We start from the raw sequence: 19,658 nt of genomic DNA, 5'->3' as shown, positions 1-19,658 counted from the left end.
AAAAATCAAAATAACATAACAGACCTCTTTCACCCTTGTTGATACACTCTTTATTTTTCTCCCCGAACGGAATTGAAATGTATTTCAAGTCTGCACAAGAGAAATAAAAGGAATGATAAAAGAACGCTAAAGAAACAAATCACTCAAACGGTTTGACTTAAACCTGAACCTCTCAAATTTAAGTCAAACCTTAACGTGTGAGCAATTAATCTGCTGAAATATCTTCAAACAATACTGAAGATAAATAACGCTCACCGGCATCAGGTAAAATCACTACAATGTTTTTACCGGCATTTTCAGGACGTGCTGCCAATTGAGCTGCGGCTGCCATGGCTGCACCACTTGAAATACCCACCAGAATACCGTCATGGGTTGCTGTTTTGCGTGCCCATTCAATAGCTGTAGCACTTTCAATCGCAATCACTTCATCCACTAAATCCAGATCCAGGTTTTTAGGAATAAAGTTGGCGCCAATGCCCTGAATTTTATGCGGTCCCGGAGTCAATGGCTCGCCACGTTTCGCCTGACCAATAATCGGTGATTCCGCAGGTTCCACAGCAACCGAATAAAGCGGCTGATTTTTTACCTGTTCAAAATAACGTGAAATACCGGAAATGGTGCCACCCGTACCGACGCCAGATACCAAGATATCGACTTTACCGCCAGTAGCTTCCCAAATTTCGGGGCCTGTGGTCTGTTCATGGATTTTCGGGTTGGCCGGGTTTTCAAACTGTTGCGGTAAAAAATACACATCCGGTTGTTCAGTGGCTAAACGTACTGCTTCATCGACCGCACCTTTCATGCCTTTGGCCGGCTCAGTCAGTACCAGATTTGCACCAAAAGCCTTCAGCACCTTACGGCGCTCAACACTCATGCTTGCAGGCATGGTTAAGGTAATGTCATAACCTTTAGCAGCTGCAACAAATGCCAGTGCAATACCGGTATTGCCACTGGTTGGCTCGACAATATGCATGCCCGGTTTAAGCAAACCTTTTTCTTCAGCATCTGCAATTAAAGCGGCACCTACCCGACATTTCACCGAGAATGCCGGATTACGGCTTTCAACTTTTGCCAATACGGTTGCATCGGATGAAATGGCACGATTAATACGAATTAAAGGTGTATTGCCAATCGCTTCAGCATTATCACTATAAACCGCTATGGCTAAATTGTTCGGTGCTGGAAAAGCAGAATCAGTACTCATTTTAACTCCTTGAGCTGTCTTTTGATTTTAAAGTCATGCGCTCATCATAAGCCATTTACACTTTCAAGATAAGTTTTTCTATTGCTATGCTTATTCAACTTAAGTTGTGATTTCAATCTAAAAAACAATGCTTTTTAAACCGATAAGCTTGTAATATTGACCAAAGAGTTACCACTTAAATGACGTAATTGTCATCAATAAAGTTTGTATTTATTCATGCAATTGCACACAATATCCAGCAAATGAAAACTGATTTAGGGAATCACATGTCTCATAAGAGTTATAGCCGATTCTATCGACAATTTACACAGAAAATTTTAGATAAAATTGTGACTCCTCAAGTCTTGGGTAATACTGAAAAATTAAAAAAAACTTTAGAATATCAAACGGATAAAAAAATAATTTGCTATGTATTACAAGATGCATCCTTAAGCAACACGGTCCTGATTGATACTGAAGCCAAAGCACGCCAACTGCCTTCTGTTTTTACGCCTTTCAGCATTCAGGAGTTGCAGGAAGATGATTCTATTCTGGCTTTAAACCTCCCCAACTCACAAAATCAAACCTATCATTATTCAGCCAAGCTCATTCGGCTGATTGAAGCTCTGGAAAAATATCCCGCATACGATATTGAACTGGTTCCGGTGACGGTTTTATGGGGCCGCTCACCCGAATATGAAGACTCCTGGTTTAAAGCCTTATTTGCCGATGCCTGGGCGACACCGTCCAAATTAAAGCAGGCCTTGAATATTTCTTTATATAGCCGTGAAAACTATATTGAATTTCACAAACCGCTTTCCCTAAGAGCAGCTATAGAAAAATCTAAAATTGAATATCCAAACTTTTCCCCGGCACATTCTGTGGTCAAGGAACTCAATAGCAATTTCAATAAATACAAAGAAGCCATTTTAGGTCCCGACTTATCCGACCGCCGTAATCTCATTAACAAGTTAATGAAAACAGAAACGGTGCAAGATGCCATTCGTAAAGAAAGTATTGACAACAAAATCAGCATGTTCGAAGCAGAGAATCGTGCCAAAGGCTATTTAACCGAAGTGGTGTCGGACTTTTCCTATTCTACCCTACGTTTTGCCGAACTGGCGCTGACCAAACTCTGGACGCAACTTTATGATGGAATTGAAGTGCATAATTTCGATACCGTGCGCGAGCTGGCCAAAGATTACGAAATTGTTTATACCCCATGCCATCGCAGTCATATCGATTATTTACTGCTGTCTTATGTGATTTTTAACCGTGGCTTGATGGTGCCGCATATTGCGGCAGGCATTAACCTCAACTTGCCTGTGGTCGGTCAGATCATGCGTGGCGGCGGTGCTTATTTCATCCGTCGTACTTTTAGCGGCAATGAATTATATACTTCTGTTTTTAAAGAATATTTACATAGTTTATTGTCGCGTAACACGCCTTTGGAATACTTTATTGAAGGTGGACGCTCACGGACTGGTCTGCTGTTACCACCGAAAAAAGGCATGCTGTCGATGACGGTACAAAGCCATTTACGTGGTGCAACCAAGCCGATAGCCTTTATTCCGACCTATTTTGGTTATGAAAAACTGATTGAAGGCACCTCTTATTTAAATGAACTGAATGGCAAACCCAAAGAAGCCGAATCGATTTGGGGGATCTTGAGTTCAGTCCGTAAAATTGAAAAAGTCTTTGGGCAGGTGCACGTCAATTTTGGCGAGCCGGTTTTTCTGGATCAGGTTTTATCCGAGCATCAGGCCAAGCACATTAAACTCAATATTCACGATGAATTACCCCAACCTGTGATTCAAACCGTCAATCAAGTTGCTAATTCAATTCTGGAAAATATTAATAAAGCAGTAGTGATTAATCCAATCTCTTTAATCTCGCTGATTTTACTAAATGCTGAACATCATGCTTTAACTGAACATGATTTAATCGGAAAAATTGATCAATATCGTCATTTATTAAAAATAACGAAATATGATGCAAAAATGATCATGACAGAATTATCGAGCACAGAGATTATTCAATATGCTGCAAAATTAAAACAGGTTGAAATCTTCAGCCAAAATAACCAAAACTGGGTGCGCGTTGCCGAAAGTCAAAAAATTCTATTAAGTTATTTTAGTAATAATATTCTACACTGTTTTATTTTACCGGCATTAATTGCAATGCTGGTGCATTCATATAAAAAAATCTCTACGCATTATTTAATTGATAGTGTTAAAAGTATCTATCCCTATTTTAAAGAAGAATTTTTCTTAAAATGGTCTATGGATGAATTAGAAAAAGAAATCACACTCATTATAAAAGGTTTAGAACATTTAGGCTGGATTGTTCGTCAGGATCAAACCCTTTCTATCCCAGCCGATGAACACATGCAAAACCAGCTTGTAACATTGGCCCATTTGTCTGCTTCTAGCCTGAATAACATGACGATGATTGCTACATTACTTCAGCAGTATGCTTCGCTGCAAGCACTGAGCCTGAAAGAACTGGAGAAAATGGGTAAAGCTGTACTGAACAAACTGTCACAAACCAAAAAGATTCAGGCCGGTTATTATTTTGACAGCGCCACATTAAAAAGCTTTATTGCTATATTAAAAGAAAAAAGTCTGCTCAGTACTCAAGAAAATCATTTTGTCATTAGCGATGATTTTGAAGAAAAAATGTCTGCAATTTTTAACTGGTATAATCCTGAAACGCGTCAGGCAATCACTGAAGCCGTGCATTTTAATGAAAAAGAATTAAAAGGATTTAAATAGACCCATAAAAATTGATGAATCATATTTTGCATTGCTATCAGGCATTTAATCTGGATTAAATGCCTTATTTTAATGGATATAAGAATATCTGATAATTACTTTCATAAAAAACCATTGAAAATGTTACATTTTCATCCTATATGAGATTAATCAGGCAGTATACTGCCTAAGTTACTGTTGCGTAGTATGGAAATGCTGTATGAACACCGATCTTGAAATTGCTTCTATGCATGAGTCTATTGATGTTGTTGTCACAATATTAAAATCATTAGCCAATACAGATCGTTTACTTATTTTATGTCATCTTGCCAAACAAGAATTAAATGTCTCCCAAATAGAACAGACGACAAAAATAAGCCAGCCTACCTTATCACAGCAACTGATGATGCTACGTAAAAGCGATATGGTGACCACACGTCGCGATGGAAAACAGATTTTTTATTCCATTAAAGATGAAAAACTGGTTCAGGTACTCAATACCCTATATCAACTCTATTGTCCTAAAAATTTAATTTAATCATATAAATAAAAGAAAATTGAGAAGATGTAATCGTCCTGATAAGACTTCTTAGCATTTTTTATGCATAATATATCTAAAATAGTGATTTAGCTTTAGATATGTCAGATTTAAATTCTCGCTTAACGGCGCTATTACCCGCTTGGCGCTGGCTGCGTACCTACAACCCGACCAAGTTTAAATCTGACCTTCTTTCAGCTCTTATTGTCATTGCAATGCTGGTTCCGCAAGGTATGGCCTATGCCATGCTGGCAGGACTACCGCCCATTACGGGACTGTATGCCAGTATTTTGCCCATGATCATTTACGCCATGGTCGGGAGCAGTCCTACGCTTTCTATTGGCCCGGTCGCGATTATTTCCATGATGACTTTCGCGACACTCAATCCGTTATTTGAGGTTGGCTCACCAGTTTATATACAGGCTGCCTGCCTGCTTGCACTAATGGTGGGTGTCATTTCCTTATTGCTCGGGATATTTCGATTTGGCTTTCTGATTCAGCTGATTAGTCATCCGGTCATCAAGAGTTTTATTATTGCTTCTGCGCTGCTGATTGCTTTGGGTCAATTCAAATTTCTGGTCGATGTACCTTTAAAGGCGAATAATATCCCTGAGTTTGTAGTCAGCGTTTGGCAATATCTAAGGTACAGCAATTTCGCCTCTTTGATGTTTGGCATGCTTGCGCTCATTTTTCTGATTTATTTCCCTAAAGTTTTACAGTCCAATGCTGTGCAAAGCCGAATAGGGTCGACTGCATTTATGACGAAAGCCTTACCTTTAAGTTTGGTGGTCATTTCAATTGCGGCGGTCTATTTTCTGGATTTAAAAGCCGTAGGCATTAAAACAGTAGGAGAAATCCCCTCAGGTTTTCCCCCGCTGAGTATGCCCTACTGGAGTCTGGATCTGGTCATTACCTTGTTACCCGGTGCAGCAATGATCGCCATGATCAGCTTTGTCGAGTCTTTATCTATTGCTCAAGCGACTGCCCTACAGCAACGCAGTCATTTAAATAGTAACCAGGAACTTATCGCATTGGGTTTATCCAATTTAAGTGCCGGGCTCAGCTCAGCATTTCCGGTTACCGGAAGCTTATCGCGCACGGTGGTCAATGCAGATGCCGGTGCCAAAACTCCGCTGGCAGGGGTCATTTCATCTCTGCTTATTGTAGTGGTCAGTCTTTATTTTACCGGCTTTTTCCGTGATTTGCCTTTAGGTATTCTGGCCGCCACCATCATCGTTTCTATCTGGAAACTGGTTGATTTCAAGCCCTTTATTGAAACCTGGCATTATTCCAAAGCTGATGGTATTGCCATGTGGATTACCTTCTTTGGTGTGCTCTGCATCGATATCTCGACTGGTTTGCTACTGGGTATTGTTTCTACCTTTATTCTGCTGCTGTGGCGGATCAGCCGTCCGCATATTGCCGTCATTGGTCTGGTTGAAGGAACCCAGCATTTTAGAAATATACAGCGTCATCAGGTACTGACCTCAGACACAGTCCTGTCCATGCGGATAGATGAAAATCTGACCTTTCTAAATGCCAATACCTTTAAAGGTTTTCTGATTAATGCCGTGAGTCAGTATACAGATTTAGAGCATGTGGTCATTAACTGCTCCAGTATTAGTGCCATCGATCTGAGCGCGCTGGAAATGCTGGAAGACCTGAATGCCGAGTTAAATAAACTGAACATTAAACTGAATTTTTCCGAAATTAAGGGTCCAGTGATGGATAAATTACAACATTCAAAACTGCTGCATCACTTAAGTGGCCGGATTTATCTGTCTCATTTTCAGGCCATGCAAGAACTTTCCCCGGAAGTATTTTAAGACAAATCAGATATAAATGATCTCACTCAATTTCTGCTGTGGTTTTTTGAGACTGCCTTTGATATTTTATTAAGAGCTTGAAAATAGAATCTTTTAACAGAGTACAACACAGCAGAATAATCGGAAGCATTTGTATTATTTGAATATTTAAAAAATATGGCAAAAATTTGATGAAAAACTAAAAATATCAACTTTAAAAATAAGCAGTTAGTTTTTATATGGAAATTATTTTTTAGCCATATCACTTTTAGGTATAAAATGCCGAATATTTTTTGTGATTTTTTAGTCCTCGTATTTGTAACAAGGCACCTTTATGTTTTCTGCTTTAATGCGTTTGAGTTTAGTCTCCCGAATTATTATCGCCATTATTCTGGGTATTGGTGTTGCTGTTTTGTTCCCGAATCTGGCTCCTTATTTAAGCCTGTTAGGTGACCTGTTTATTAAAGCACTTAAATCTGTTGCACCCATTTTAGTTTTTGTGCTGGTTTTAGCCTCTATTGCTAATTTTAAAGTCGGACATAGCGCGAAAATTAAACCCATCATACTAATGTATGCAATTGGAATGTTACTGGCTGCATTAAGTGCCGTAATTGCCAGTATCATTTTTCCAAGTACCTTGTTTTTGGATATTCCCGCAAATGCAGACTTGCAACCACCAGGTAGTCTGATTGAAATCTTAAAAAACCTGCTTTTAAGTTTTGTGGCCAATCCTGTGGTTGCGATTAGTGAAGCCAACTTTATTGGTATTTTGGCCTGGGCTGTTGCTTTGGGGGTTGCATTCCGTCATGCCCATGACTCAACAAAAGTATTGCTCACCGATGCTGCAAATGCCGTCAATAGCGTGATCCGTTTGGTCATCAATTTTGCCCCGGTGGGTATTTTTGGTCTGGTTGCCGTGACCTTTGCAGAAGCTGGATTAAGTACGTTTGAGAGCTATGCACAATTGTTAGTAGTATTGATTGGCACCATGTTGTTTGTGGCATTGGTAGTCAATCCAATGATGGTGGCCTTTGTGACCCGTGCAAATCCCTATCCACTGGTTTTACAATGTTTACGCGAAAGTGGCATTACGGCGTTTTTTACTCGCAGTTCGGCAGCCAATATTCCTGTGAATCTGGATTTGGCCAAACGTTTAGGTGTTGCTGAATCTACAGCCAGCGTTGCCATTCCTTTAGGAGCAACGATTAATATGGCGGGGGCTGCTGTTACCATTACCGTTCTCACCTTAGCCACTGTGAATACATTGGGTATTTCGGTGGATTTCACCACCATGCTGGTTTTATCGGTACTGGCAACCATTTCAGCTTGTGGTGCTTCCGGTGTTGCCGGTGGATCTTTATTGCTGATTCCTGTCGCTTGTGGCCTGTTTGGGATCAGTTCGGATGTCGCCATGCAAGTGGTAGCCATTGGTATGGTGATTAGCGTATTGCAGGATTCAACAGAAACTGCATTAAATTCTTCAACAGATGTGCTATTTACTGCTGCCGTTGACCGCGGTTTGGATTAAGATAGTCATTATTAAGTTTTTTTTGTGACGTTATGCCTTTTCAAACTTTACCGCTCTGGGTTCAATTAGGGGCTTTTTTTCTTGCAGTCAATGCAGGAATGATTAACGTTCTCGGACTGGTGACCGTGCTGCATCAGTCCGTTTCCCATATGACCGGAAATGTCAGCATGTTGGCCATGGCTTTACTCAAGTGGCAACCTGAACACATCCTTTACTTAATCCTGGTTATTCTATGCTATGTCATTGGTTCATTTTATAGTGGATTTATACTCGGAAATAGTCAGTTTAAGTTAGGACGCCGCTACGGTTTTCCTTTAAGTCTGGTGGCTTTTTTTATCCTGTTATGTTGGCTTTTACTTCCCTATTTCCCGCGTTATGCCTTACTCTGGGCATGTGGTGCCATGGGTATCCAGAATGCTATGGTCAGTCATTATAAAGGTACGATTATTCGTACAACCCACTTATCGGGTGTTTTGACAGATTTGGGCTTGGCTTTAGGCTACAGGTTACGGGGACTAAAAGTAGAACGTAGACGTATTATTCTGCACTTGCTCATTTTATTTGGATTTTTCATTGGCGGTCTACTTGCCAGCGTGATTTATCCTTATTTAAAATTGCATGCCTACCTCGTCCCAGTGATGTTAAGCTGGACACTTAGCTTGATTTATTGGGTTATTTATTATCGTTATCGGCAGACTCAAGAGTAATATCGGAATTTATTATGGTCAAAAATGCATTACAGGCTCAATTGCTAAAAGCGGGTTTAGTCGATAATAAAAAGGCTAAAAAACTGTCAAAACAGGCAGTACATGAGCAACGTACCGGACAAAGCAATGAAGCTGAATTAAAGGCCAAAATTGCTCAAGACCAGCAAGAAAAGCTGGCTCGCGATCAGGCGCTGGATTTAGAAAAAAAACGCCTGTTACAGGGTAAAGAATTAAAAGCTGCCATTGTGCAAATGATCAATCAGCACAAAATTAAAGACACCGATGGCGAAGTTGCCTATCAATTTATTGATGACAATAAAGTCAAAAAGATTTATCTCAATCAGCAGATTTACAATGCGCTGGTTGCAGGTTCACTCATTATTGCAAAAGAAGCAGATAGTTATGCCATTTTGCCTAAAGCCTTGGCAGAGCGCATTAACGACAAGATGGAAGGCTTCATTATTGTCAACAATTCTGAAAAGAATGAACAGACCACCGATGAAGACGATCCATATGCAGCCTACGTCATTCCTGATGATTTAATGTGGTAAGTCCAGTTCATCAATCGTTGAAGGAATTCACTATGCCAGTATTCGTATTGGCATAGATAACAAGAACAGAATAATGATAAGAAATTAAGTAATTTCAGCATCAGCCCAGCTGGTGAATTTTATTTGAGTTCATGTATATAAAACGTTATCTTTATAATAATCAAAAAATAACGCTATACACTATTCCATAATTTAAAAAATTCAGGATAATTTTTTGGAACAATTGGCATTCATACAAAATATTCAGGACTGGTCAGATCACTATCCATGGCTAGAAATGTTCACCTCTCTCAGTATTTTAATTTTACTGGCACTCCTGGCAAATTTTATTGCCAAGCAAGTCGTGGTTCGTGGTATCCGCCAACTGATTTCCAAGATGAAATTTGTCAATCAGGACATTTTTGCCCAGCATAGTGTTATCCGCCGGGTTTCAAACATTGTGCCAGCGATTGTGATTATGAATGGTATTGTCACTGTTCCGCATCTTTCAGAAAAAGTCATTGTTTTTGTTCAGATGGCGGCACAGGCATTTATTTTTCTCACTCTTGCTTTAGCCATCAGTGAATTTTTAAGTATTTTCAATCTGGTTTATCAACGTAATCCCAAATCAAAAAACAAACCAATTAAAGGTTATTTACAGCTGGTTAAGCTGATTATCTTTATTGTCTGTGGCTTGATGATTTTAGGTACTTTCCTCAAAAAAGATGTCTTTACTTTGCTGGCAGGTTTTGGTGCCATGGCAGCAGTACTGATGTTGATATTTCAAAATACCATTCTCTCCTTGGTAGCCTCAGTACAAATTTCATCTTATGACATGGTGCGAATTGGTGACTGGATAGAAATGCCTTCACTGAATGCCGACGGTGATGTCATTGATATGTCATTACATACCATTACCGTGCAAAATTTTGACAAAACCTTAACCACTATTCCAACCAATAAGCTGGTAACAGATACTTTTAAAAACTGGCGCGGTATGGCGTATGCTGGAGTACGCCGTATCAAAAGGTCCATCTTTATTGATCAAAGTAGTGTGCATTTTATGACACCGGATGAGCAGCAAAAACTAAAAGATTTTTTATTGCTGGATCAATATTTAAATAGCAAACATGATGAGCTGGAAAGCTTTAACCAGCAACTCTCGAACCAATCTTTATACAATCAGCGCCGTTTAACCAATTTAGGTACCTTCCGCGCCTATGTTGAGTTTTACTTAAAACAGCATTCAGGCATCGCGCAAAATCAATCGCTGATTATTCGACAATTACAACCGACCAGTGAAGGTTTGCCCCTGGAAATTTATGCTTTTGCAAATACGACAGTATGGAAAGATTATGAGGCGATACAGTCTGATATCTTTGATCATTTGATTGCAATTGTCCCGGAATTTGGTTTAAGAGTTTATCAGGCACCATCCGGTGCGGATTTCAGGCAATTCACCGCACGTTCAGCAGATCAAGCCGAACTTTAAAAACAAACGGGCTGATGCAATAGTTAAAACGTATTGCTATTATTCTTATTTGTACTTGAATGATTCAACTGAAAATAAGGCATCCCCCGTTCATGCAATTAATATGGTTTCGACAGGACTTGCGTATACAAGACCATGCTGCACTTTGGCATGCAGCTCAATCTGGAAACTGTGTTGCCTTGGTGATTCTCTCACCTGAGCAATGGCAACGACATGATGACAGCCCTGCCAAACAAATATTTTATTTACGCCAACTGGAAACGCTAAAATCACAGCTCAATCAGCTAAATATTCCACTGCTGATCAAGCACATTCCTTTATGGAAAGATGTCCCCAATGAGATGCTGCAGCTTTGTCTGCGACTTGGTATTGACGCTGTACATGCCAATATTGAAATTGGAGTGAATGAATTAAAACGAGATGCCCAAACGCAACAAAATCTGGAAAAGCATCAGATTTCGCTTGAGCTTTATCATGACCAGACGATTTTTCCTGTCGGTTCAATCACAAATAAATCTAATCAGCCTTATCAGGTGTTTAGTGCGTTTAAAAAACGCTGTTATGAATTACTTGGCATTGGCCTACAGCAATGTTATCCAGCAGTGGCAAAGCAGGAAAAAATAGCGCTGAACCTGGAATCAGAAAAAACGAAAAACAGTGCATCAACATATATGCAAAGCTCTGTATCAGATCAGTTACAGCAGCTTTGGCCGGTAACGGAAGACTATGCACTGAATATTTTGAATCATTTTGTTGACTCTAAAATACAGCAGTATCAACAGGAACGGGATTTTCCTGATCTTAATTCAACCAGCCGATTGTCTGCTTACTTAAATATCGGTGCGGTTTCAATCAGGCAGTGCTTACGAGCCGTGTTTAGAAAACAAAATGGTCATTTTCATATAGACAATGCGGGACAACAAACCTGGCTGGATGAATTGTTGTGGCGTGAGTTCTATCAACACATTCTTTATCAGTTTCCTGCCGTTTCCAAACATAAACCTTTTAAAAGCAATACTGAGAAGATTCAATGGCGTAATGCTGAGCAAGACCTGCATGCCTGGCAACAAGGTCAGACTGGAATTCCCATTGTAGATGCGGGTATGCGTCAGTTGCTGCAAACCGGTTGGATGCACAACCGGGTACGTATGATTACAGCAATGTTCTTAACCAAGAACCTGCTGATTGACTGGCGTCTGGGTGAAAAATGGTTTATGCAGCATTTAATTGATGGCAATTTGGCCGCAAATAATGGTGGCTGGCAATGGTGTGCTTCAACGGGAACCGATTCAGTACCCTATTTCCGAATCTTCAACCCAATCACCCAATCGCAAAAGTTTGATAAAAACGGCGATTATATCCGAACATGGGTACCGGAACTGGCACATCTGGATGCAAAAAAAATCCATGATCCTTATGCTTACCCACAGGTGCGAAAATTAAATTACCCACGGGCAATTGTGGATTTAAGCTTATCGCGCAAGCGTGCCATAGAGGCGTTTAAGGCAATCTGACTTGGAAATATTAAAGAATCGCCCTGTTCAATCAGGGCGAGACCCAAAACTACTGCAATCTACAAATCGTTTCAGTTGAATGCTGCTCTAAGGTGCTGAGGAGAATCCACCTAAAAGAATGCCAAGCCCTAAAAAAATTCTAAAATCAGTTCAATTGATCGAAATGAATTAATTCAAACCATTAATCTTGCGAAGCAGTGTTTCTCAGGTAGAACTTTCTGAAAAAAATGATCGGGGGCTATCATCGACGAAGTTTAGATGACGCCAAAATGCACTGTATCAAATTGTTAGGTGATCAATTAACTTCAAGACATTTTCAAAGCCAGGTTAATGAAATTCATGTATGTGTGGCTGTACTGAACAAATTTACCCAGTGAGGTAGACCTTCATACCCAAGTGATCTCCTAAATTTTAATGATTTGGAGTAAATTCAGCTTTTAAATATTTATGTAACAAAGCCGTTAAAATGAAAAGTTTACTGATTTAATCAGACTTTTAGATATTCATTAAATTATTATTTATACTATTGAAGTTGCAATAATATTCAACCTAACAGCCATTTACTCAAGGAAATTCGCATGTTGCAGTGGTTTGAAAAACTCGTCGATCCTTATCCATCCAAAGGTTTAAACGAACCACTTCCTACCCGTTTTTTCCCTTTTGTCTGGCAAGCCGCTCAAGGTGTGCGCCCTTATTTATTGTTGCTGGTGCTGTTTACTGCAGCTGCTGCAAGTTTTGAAGCCTTTCTTTATTCTAAAATCGGTGATTTGGTGAACTGGCTAAGCAAGAGTCAACCAGACATTTTTTTGGCTGAACATAGCCAAAATCTTACGATCTTGAGCTGCATTCTGCTGGCCAATATCTTATTTGCCAATATACAGTCTATTATCAAGCATCAAATTTTATACAGTACTTTTCCCATGCGTTTACGCTGGCGTTTCCATAATTTACTGTTACAGCAAAGTCTAGACTTTTTTCACAACGACTTTGCCGGACGTTTATCTGCCAAAGTAATGCAGACTTCACTGGCGGTACGTGAATTTTGGGTGATTTTGGGTGATATGCTTGCCTATGTTCTGATCTACTTTGTCACGATCAGTCTGGTTCTGGGGGCAATTTCTCCGTTGCTGATTTTGCCTCTGCTGCTTTGGCTGGTACTGTTTATTTGTGCTGCCTGCTTTTTTATTCCACGTTTAAGCCAGATTTCAAGCCAGCAGGCCGATGCCCGTGCAGTCATGACTGGTCGTGTTACCGACGCTTACACCAATATTCAAACCGTGAAACTATTTGCACATGCTGGGCGTGAAAGCAAGTATGCCAAAGCATCCATGCAAGATTTCATGATCACGGTATATAAACAAATGCGCCTGGGCACACAGTATGAGATCAGCATCAATTTACTCAGTGTGGTTTTATATGGTGGCGTTTTAGGTACCGCCATCTGGTTATGGATCAACGGTCAGGCCGAACTCGGTATTATTGCTGCAACGACCGCCATGATTTTAAAACTCAACAGTATTGCCGAATTTATGATGTGGCAGTCATCCGCACTGTTCGAAAATGTCGGAACCATTCAGGATGGTATGAAAACCTTGGGACGGCCAATTCACATTCAGGACAAACCGGATGCACAACCTTTACAGGTACAGCATGGTGAAATTAAATTTGAAGATGTCAGTTTTGCTTATCAGAATAAAAATGTGATTGATCATTTTAATTTAACCATTAAACCGGGAGAAAAAATTGGCATTGTCGGCCGCTCTGGTGCAGGAAAATCGACCCTGATTCAACTGTTATTGCATTTTTATAATATTAACCAAGGTCGTATTTCGATCGATGGTCAAAATATTCAAGATGTGACTCAGGACAGTTTGCGTAAAAATATTGCTTTTGTAACTCAGGATACCTCTTTGTTACATCGTACCGTGGCTGAAAATATTAAATATGGCCGTCCCGATGCAACAGATGAAGAGATGTTTGAAGCCGTGCGCAAAGCCAAGGCGGAAGATTTTATTCCACAGCTCACTGATTTGCGTGGCAAAACTGGCTATGAAGCCTATGTGGGGGAACGCGGTGTTAAACTATCGGGTGGTCAACGCCAGCGTATCGCCATTGCCCGGGTGTTTTTAAAAGATGCGCCAATTCTGATTTTAGACGAAGCCACCAGTGCCTTAGATTCTGAAGTAGAGGCGGCAATTCAATCCAGTCTGGATGAATTGATGCAAGGTAAAACCGTGATTGCGATTGCCCATCGACTATCCACCATTGCACAAATGGACCGTTTGATTGTGCTGGATGAAGGTAACATTGTAGAGCAAGGCACGCATGAAGAACTGGTTGCGCTGGGTGGTATTTATGCACATTTGTGGCAAAGACAGACGGGCAGTTTTTTAATCGAACAACAGGCATTGAAGAAAAAGGATATGTATTGATGCTGTATTTAGAAGATATAAAAGTGGGTGATCGTTTCATTAGCCGTGAATATGAAATGACCTTAGAAGAAATCAAACAGTTTGCACATGCTTATGATCCTCAAGTTTTTCATACTGATGAACATGAGGCCAAAGCACATCCTGTTTTTCAGGGCATTGCTGCCAGTGGCTGGCACACCTGTGCAGTTACCATGCGTTTATGGACTGAGTGTTTTCCGGTCGCTTATGGTTTGATTGGTTCAGAGTCCAGCCTGCGCTGGCCGCGTCCGACCCGTCCTGGCGATAAGATTCATGTCGAGATCGAAATTGTGGCAATTACGCCATCAAAAAGTAAAAATGACCGAGCTATAGTCAGTTATGTGACTCAGGCATTCAATCAGAACCATGATGTATTACTTATTTCAACCACTAAAATTGTGGTCTTTAAAAAAGATGTTCAGCCTGAATAATTTTCAGGCTTTAAAAATATTGTCCAACAATTTTAATCGAATACTGTTTCAACTCATACCAATATGGCATCTACAAATAGAAAAACGAATGAATGCAATGGATGGCGCATGAAAACGATTTCTCCAAGACAGGATCAAGGCATACCGGGTGTTTATGGACTGCTGCTGTTAGATGTGGTATCCCGTTGGGGTTACACTGCTGAAGCACTCTTCACCCCATTTCATTTAAACAGTGAACAGTTGGCAGACCCCAACTTTCGTATTCCGACACCAGTTGCCAATGAACTGGTCAAGCATGCACTACGTTTAACTGGCGAGCCGACACTGGGTTTCCATTTGGGCACCCAGATGCGTATCTCGATTCATGGTTTTATTGGTTATGCCATTATGACGGCACATGACATTACTGATGCCCTGATACTGGCGAACCGGTTTATCCAGCTACGTATGCCATTTTTACAACTTTATTTTTCCACCTTTGGTGAAAAAGCGACCTTACAGTTGCAGTGTGATTTTGATATTGAACCCTTACGTACTGAAATTGCCATTGCCCTGACCTTTGGCATTATTACCATGGCCAAAGCCCTGACCGGTTGTGAGGACCTGTCCGGGGAGATTGATTTTGATTTTCCCAAACCGTCCGGTTTTGAACGTTACATGGCAAAATTTCCATCGCATCAGTTCCGTTTCGAACAGCCACATCTATTAAGCAGTTTTGATAAAAAATATCTGAGCTTGAAAATGGTCAATGCTGACCCAATTGCCAGCCAGATTGCGATTAACCAGTGTGAAGCGGAACTGTCTGCCTTGGGCGAACGTCGCCGCCTAGCCATGCGGGTGCGTGACATTTTGACCAATTCTGAACAGCATTATTTAAGTATTGAAAATGTGGCAGATCGTCTGCATATGTCGGATCGCACTTTAAAACGTCAACTGGCAGCCGAAGGCACCTCATTTTCTACATTGGTAGATGAAGTACGTTATCGGCATGCCACTTCCCTGCTGTCACGTACTGATTACACGCTTGAGCAGATTGCCGATGAAATTGGTTATAGCGATGTCGCCAATTTCAGCCGTGCATTTAAGCGTTGGAGTGGGCGTAGTCCAAGCAATTGGCGTAAAGATCCTTATCTATAAACTTTTGTTTTTATCAAAAAACATGTATAAAACATGGCAAAAATGATTTGAATATTTTAAAGGAGTCATCCATGAATCACCCTTCAGAGTTAAAGTACGCAAGTACACACGAATGGGTCAAAATTGAAGGTGATCTGGTTATTACTGGGATTTCCGACCATGCACAAGATGCTTTGGGCGACCTGGTCTATGTTGAAGCGCCAGAAGTGGGTCAGAAAATCACTGCCGGTGAACAGGCAGGCGTAGTTGAATCGGTGAAAACGGCTTCTGATATTCATGCACCTGTTTCAGGTGAAGTGGTTGAAGTAAACTCAGCACTTGAAGATGATCCTGATTTTGTCAATGATGACCCTTATGGCAAAGGCTGGATTTATAAAATCAAGCCAGACAACATGGCGGATGTAGAGAAACTGCTTTCCAGTAGTGAATATGAAGCAGGTTTGTAATACTGCTTTAAATAAAAAAATCAGCCTGTATGGCTGATTTTTTTTATCGTCAGAAAAATGCAGTACACTTTAAAAAAATAATCTTTGAAAAAGCAAATTGAAAAAGAAAGCTCAAATTTTTTAATAAAAAAGTATCTAACTTAAGACATTTATGATTAAGGTGTTTCCGGGCCTGTCTTAGCTTGATTCTCTTCCGGATCTTTATCTTGCAGCATACTGAATGATGCAGCTGAACCTGGAACCGTTTGATCCTGTCTGTTATTTTTCAATTTAATCTGCAAGCGCAATTCATTCATGGAGTCGGCATTACGCAATGCTTCTTCATAACTGATCGCACCCTCATTATATAAATCATATAAAGCCTGATCGAATGTTTGCATACCCAATTCACGGGATTTTTTCATGATTTCTTTGAGTTCATGAAACTGGCCTTTCAGGATATTATCTCCAATTAAAGGTGTATTCAGCAAAATTTCAATGGCTGCACGACGTCCACGTCCATCTTCAGTACGCACCAAACGCTGTGAAATAATCGCCTTCATATTGGAAGATAAATCCATCAACAATTGATTGCGACGTTCTTCCGGGAAAAAATTGATAATTCGATCCAGCGCCTGATTGGCATTATTGGCATGTAAAGTACCTAAACATAAATGTCCGGTTTCGGCAAAGGCAATGGCATGTTCCATGGTTTCGGTATTACGGATTTCACCAATTAAAATAACATCCGGTGCCTGACGCAAGGTATTCTTCAAGGCATTGTGCCATGAATGACTGTCCACGCCGACTTCGCGGTGGGTAATCATCGATTTCTTATGCTTATGCACATATTCCACCGGATCTTCCACGGTAATAATGTGCCCGGCAGAATTTTCATTACGATGATCAATCATGGCGGCTAAAGAAGTCGATTTACCCGAGCCGGTAGCACCCACCACAAGTATCAGACCGCGTTTTGCCATCATCACATGCTTTAAGGACTCGGGAAGCTTTAACTGATCAAAATTTGGAATTTCTGCGGTAATGGTCCGTATTACCATCCCTACATGTAATTGCTGCTGGAATACATTGACACGAAAGCGCGAAACATTGGGAACACTAATGGCAAAATTACATTCCAGCTCGGTTTCAAACTCATGCCTCTGTTTTTCATTCATTAAACTATAGGCAAACAACTTGGTCTTGTCGGCAGTCAATGCCTGCTGGCCAAGCGGTTTCATTAAGCCCTGATGTTTAATACTCGGTGGAAAATCTGCTGAAATAAATAAATCCGAGCCGCCATATTCCACCACCTTAGTCAGCATATGGAACATCATTTTACGTGCTTCTTCCAGTAATTCCGTACTATACATATATTCCCCGATGAGAATTGTTTCTATGATTCACGCATACCGAAATTGGTTTAATTTATTTAAATGCTTATCTCAGTCGTGAAGAAACAATTCATGTTTTATTGATTACTATTTTTCCCTATTGTGCATAAACATAGTAAAGTACTCAACTTTGTTATTTTTAACTGGTTAAAAATATGCATAGAAATTGCATACACCATCAATAAACGTGTGGTTTAAAATTAACCAGATAACAAAAATAGATCTATACAAGAAAAAAGCCCCTAAATTCAGGGGCTTTATCACAACATTATTTATAGATTATTGATCATCGATAAACTTTTTATAGAAAATCAGGCACTCTGTTTTAATTGAGAAACACGGAGTGAATTTGCTACATCCATTAATAGTTGCTGGGTTTTATCCCAACCCAGACAGCCATCTGTTACAGACTGACCATAAGTCATATCGCAGGAAATTTTTTGTTGGCCATCAACCAGGTGACTTTCCAGCATTACCCCACGAACCTGACTTTGAGTACGTTCCGTAATAATCGTCTTGAGCACTTGAGGCTGTAAAAGCGGATCTTTGTGGCTATTGCCATGACTGCAGTCAATCACCAAAGCCGGTAATTCACCTTTGCATTTTTCTTTGATCTTTTCAATTTCCGCCAGCTGGTAATTGGGACCTGAATTTGCACCGCGTAGAATTAAATGTGCTTTTGGATTGCCCTGCGACTCTAAAATACACGGTAAACCGGATTGGCCCAGCCCCAGGAATTGATGTGGATGCGATGCAGATTGAATAGCATCCAGTGCAATTTGAATGGAGCCATCGGTGCCATTTTTGAAACCGATGCTGTATGGCATATGGCTTGAGATTTCACGATGAATCTGAGATTCACTGGTCCGTGCACCAATAGCACCCCATGCCAGTAAATCATCGAAATACGCAGTCGCCATTGGGCTTAATATTTCCGAAGCAATCGGCAAACCTATTTCAATAATTTGTAGATACAACTCACGTGATTTTTCTAGTCCCAATTGCATATTGGATGAGCCGTCTAAATTTGGGTCATAGAGGAAGCCTTTCCAGCCTATGGTGGTACGCGGTTTTTCAATATAGGCACGCATCACCAGGAAAATCTGATCTGACACCTGGCTTTGTAATTGTTGTAATTTATGCGCATATTCAAGTACAGCCACGGGATCGTGAATCGAACATGGGCCTGTCACCACCATCAAACGATGATCCTTGCCTGCCAATATATTTTCAATGGTTTGACGCTGCGCAGCAATTTGTTGCGCCAATTTATTCGATAATGGCAATTGTGCCTTCAATTGGTGAGGCAAAGTTAAAATGGTTTCTTTTGCAGTTGTTTGAGTTTGTTGTAAAGCAGTATTTAAAGCATTCATTGGTCTTTCCTGGGGACTATTCAGTCCAATCTTTTATTTGAGCGTTATGGGTCTAATGGATTGCGTGTGAAGAGTCATCAATTGACTAAAGTAAAACCAATAAAAATTGCTAAAGTATGAATAATTTAATGTTTGCATGTCTAAACTCCCAAAATGTAAAAAATAAGATATAAAAAAAACCTGATCAGGGTTGCCCGATCAGGTTATAAACTTGGTGGGCAACCTTTTCTTGCCCGAACGCATTCAGGCAATTATCTAAATTGCCAAAAGTAATAAGTCGCGTTTGAGAGTACAGGTTGCTTTAACATCTTTATTTCTTCAAAAAAGTATGTATCTTGAAATTAAAATACGCTGTATTGCCATATTTGACAATAGTTTTATTTAAAATAAAACTACAT

Annotated in this window: 15 protein-coding genes and 1 pseudogene; 13 read left to right on the top strand and 3 right to left on the bottom strand. The window is 40.2% G+C overall.

Translation table 11 applies throughout. The features are described from left to right. Window positions 1-205: 205 nt before the first annotated feature. The gene (cysK, locus tag FTT83_RS05895) at window positions 206-1,204 is read right to left on the bottom strand and encodes a cysteine synthase A (RefSeq protein ID WP_180176410.1); all 999 of its coding nucleotides are present in this window, start codon (window positions 1,202-1,204) and stop codon (window positions 206-208) included. Window positions 1,205-1,470: 266 nt separating this feature from the next. Between cysK and plsB the strand changes: the two genes are divergently transcribed. From plsB to gcvH, 13 genes and pseudogenes are all read left to right on the top strand, one after another. After that, complete coding sequence (gene plsB, locus FTT83_RS05890) at window positions 1,471-3,957, top strand: glycerol-3-phosphate 1-O-acyltransferase PlsB (RefSeq protein WP_180176409.1); 2,487 nt, start codon at window positions 1,471-1,473, stop codon at window positions 3,955-3,957. A gap of 199 nt (window positions 3,958-4,156) precedes the next feature. Beyond that, the gene (locus FTT83_RS05885) at window positions 4,157-4,474 is read left to right on the top strand and encodes a metalloregulator ArsR/SmtB family transcription factor (RefSeq protein WP_086196964.1); all 318 of its coding nucleotides are present in this window, start codon (window positions 4,157-4,159) and stop codon (window positions 4,472-4,474) included. A gap of 101 nt (window positions 4,475-4,575) precedes the next feature. Then, window positions 4,576-6,300: a SulP family inorganic anion transporter gene (locus FTT83_RS05880; RefSeq protein ID WP_180176408.1), complete on the top strand. Its 1,725-nt coding sequence runs from the start codon at window positions 4,576-4,578 to the stop codon at window positions 6,298-6,300. A gap of 313 nt (window positions 6,301-6,613) precedes the next feature. After that, window positions 6,614-7,807, top strand: a complete 1,194-nt coding sequence (gene sstT, locus FTT83_RS05875) for a serine/threonine transporter SstT (protein ID WP_180176407.1) — start codon at window positions 6,614-6,616, stop codon at window positions 7,805-7,807. A gap of 32 nt (window positions 7,808-7,839) precedes the next feature. Beyond that, complete coding sequence (locus tag FTT83_RS05870) at window positions 7,840-8,514, top strand: YoaK family protein (protein ID WP_086196966.1); 675 nt, start codon at window positions 7,840-7,842, stop codon at window positions 8,512-8,514. A 14-nt stretch (window positions 8,515-8,528) separates the two neighbouring features. Then, window positions 8,529-9,065, top strand: a complete 537-nt coding sequence (locus FTT83_RS05865; RefSeq protein WP_180176406.1) for a DUF2058 domain-containing protein — start codon at window positions 8,529-8,531, stop codon at window positions 9,063-9,065. A gap of 214 nt (window positions 9,066-9,279) precedes the next feature. Continuing rightward, the gene (locus tag FTT83_RS05860) at window positions 9,280-10,536 is read left to right on the top strand and encodes a mechanosensitive ion channel family protein (RefSeq protein WP_180176405.1); all 1,257 of its coding nucleotides are present in this window, start codon (window positions 9,280-9,282) and stop codon (window positions 10,534-10,536) included. A gap of 92 nt (window positions 10,537-10,628) precedes the next feature. After that, complete coding sequence (locus FTT83_RS05855; protein ID WP_180176404.1) at window positions 10,629-12,050, top strand: deoxyribodipyrimidine photo-lyase; 1,422 nt, start codon at window positions 10,629-10,631, stop codon at window positions 12,048-12,050. Between the two features lie 114 nt (window positions 12,051-12,164). Continuing rightward, window positions 12,165-12,427, top strand: a pseudogene (locus FTT83_RS05850) (IS5/IS1182 family transposase); the annotation flags it as partial. 201 nt (window positions 12,428-12,628) lie between these two features. Beyond that, window positions 12,629-14,482 (top strand): ABC transporter ATP-binding protein, encoded by a 1,854-nt coding sequence (locus FTT83_RS05845; RefSeq protein WP_180081007.1) that lies wholly within the window; start codon window positions 12,629-12,631, stop codon window positions 14,480-14,482. Next, entirely contained in the window at window positions 14,482-14,931 is a 450-nt protein-coding gene (locus FTT83_RS05840; RefSeq protein WP_180042581.1) for a MaoC family dehydratase, read from the top strand. The genes FTT83_RS05845 and FTT83_RS05840 overlap by 1 nt, the downstream gene beginning before the upstream one ends. A 108-nt stretch (window positions 14,932-15,039) precedes the next feature. Continuing rightward, complete coding sequence (locus FTT83_RS05835) at window positions 15,040-16,068, top strand: AraC family transcriptional regulator (protein ID WP_180042582.1); 1,029 nt, start codon at window positions 15,040-15,042, stop codon at window positions 16,066-16,068. A gap of 71 nt (window positions 16,069-16,139) precedes the next feature. Beyond that, a complete protein-coding gene (gene gcvH / locus FTT83_RS05830; RefSeq protein WP_086196973.1) occupies window positions 16,140-16,514 on the top strand; it encodes a glycine cleavage system protein GcvH in 375 nt (124 codons plus the stop codon). A gap of 155 nt (window positions 16,515-16,669) precedes the next feature. Here the strand turns inward: gcvH and FTT83_RS05825 are convergent, their stop codons facing one another. Both FTT83_RS05825 and FTT83_RS05820 read right to left on the bottom strand, forming a co-directional pair. Beyond that, the gene (locus tag FTT83_RS05825) at window positions 16,670-17,866 is read right to left on the bottom strand and encodes a PilT/PilU family type 4a pilus ATPase (protein WP_180176403.1); all 1,197 of its coding nucleotides are present in this window, start codon (window positions 17,864-17,866) and stop codon (window positions 16,670-16,672) included. A 332-nt stretch (window positions 17,867-18,198) separates the two neighbouring features. Next, window positions 18,199-19,260, bottom strand: coding sequence for a 3-deoxy-7-phosphoheptulonate synthase (locus tag FTT83_RS05820; RefSeq protein ID WP_180176402.1), 1,062 nt, complete (start codon window positions 19,258-19,260; stop codon window positions 18,199-18,201). Window positions 19,261-19,658 lie beyond the last annotated feature (398 nt).

It is taken from the genome of Acinetobacter sp. YH01018, from assembly GCF_013420295.1.
GTDB lineage: Bacteria > Pseudomonadota > Gammaproteobacteria > Pseudomonadales > Moraxellaceae > Acinetobacter.
Note: the sequence above shows the minus strand (reverse complement) of the source record. Positions and strands in the feature narration are given on the sequence as shown.

Coding starts and splice junctions, on each gene's coding strand:
- plsB (WP_180176409.1), top strand. CDS start 1,471: ATGTCTCATAAGAGTTATAGCCGATTCTATCGACAATTTACACAGAAA.
- FTT83_RS05880 (WP_180176408.1), top strand. CDS start 4,576: ATGTCAGATTTAAATTCTCGCTTAACGGCGCTATTACCCGCTTGGCGC.
- FTT83_RS05870 (WP_086196966.1), top strand. CDS start 7,840: ATGCCTTTTCAAACTTTACCGCTCTGGGTTCAATTAGGGGCTTTTTTT.
- FTT83_RS05835 (WP_180042582.1), top strand. CDS start 15,040: ATGAAAACGATTTCTCCAAGACAGGATCAAGGCATACCGGGTGTTTAT.
- FTT83_RS05855 (WP_180176404.1), top strand. CDS start 10,629: ATGCAATTAATATGGTTTCGACAGGACTTGCGTATACAAGACCATGCT.
- FTT83_RS05840 (WP_180042581.1), top strand. CDS start 14,482: ATGCTGTATTTAGAAGATATAAAAGTGGGTGATCGTTTCATTAGCCGT.
- FTT83_RS05885 (WP_086196964.1), top strand. CDS start 4,157: ATGAACACCGATCTTGAAATTGCTTCTATGCATGAGTCTATTGATGTT.
- FTT83_RS05845 (WP_180081007.1), top strand. CDS start 12,629: ATGTTGCAGTGGTTTGAAAAACTCGTCGATCCTTATCCATCCAAAGGT.
- cysK (WP_180176410.1), bottom strand. CDS start 1,204: ATGAGTACTGATTCTGCTTTTCCAGCACCGAACAATTTAGCCATAGCG.
- FTT83_RS05820 (WP_180176402.1), bottom strand. CDS start 19,260: ATGAATGCTTTAAATACTGCTTTACAACAAACTCAAACAACTGCAAAA.
- FTT83_RS05825 (WP_180176403.1), bottom strand. CDS start 17,866: ATGTATAGTACGGAATTACTGGAAGAAGCACGTAAAATGATGTTCCAT.
- FTT83_RS05865 (WP_180176406.1), top strand. CDS start 8,529: ATGGTCAAAAATGCATTACAGGCTCAATTGCTAAAAGCGGGTTTAGTC.
- gcvH (WP_086196973.1), top strand. CDS start 16,140: ATGAATCACCCTTCAGAGTTAAAGTACGCAAGTACACACGAATGGGTC.
- sstT (WP_180176407.1), top strand. CDS start 6,614: ATGTTTTCTGCTTTAATGCGTTTGAGTTTAGTCTCCCGAATTATTATC.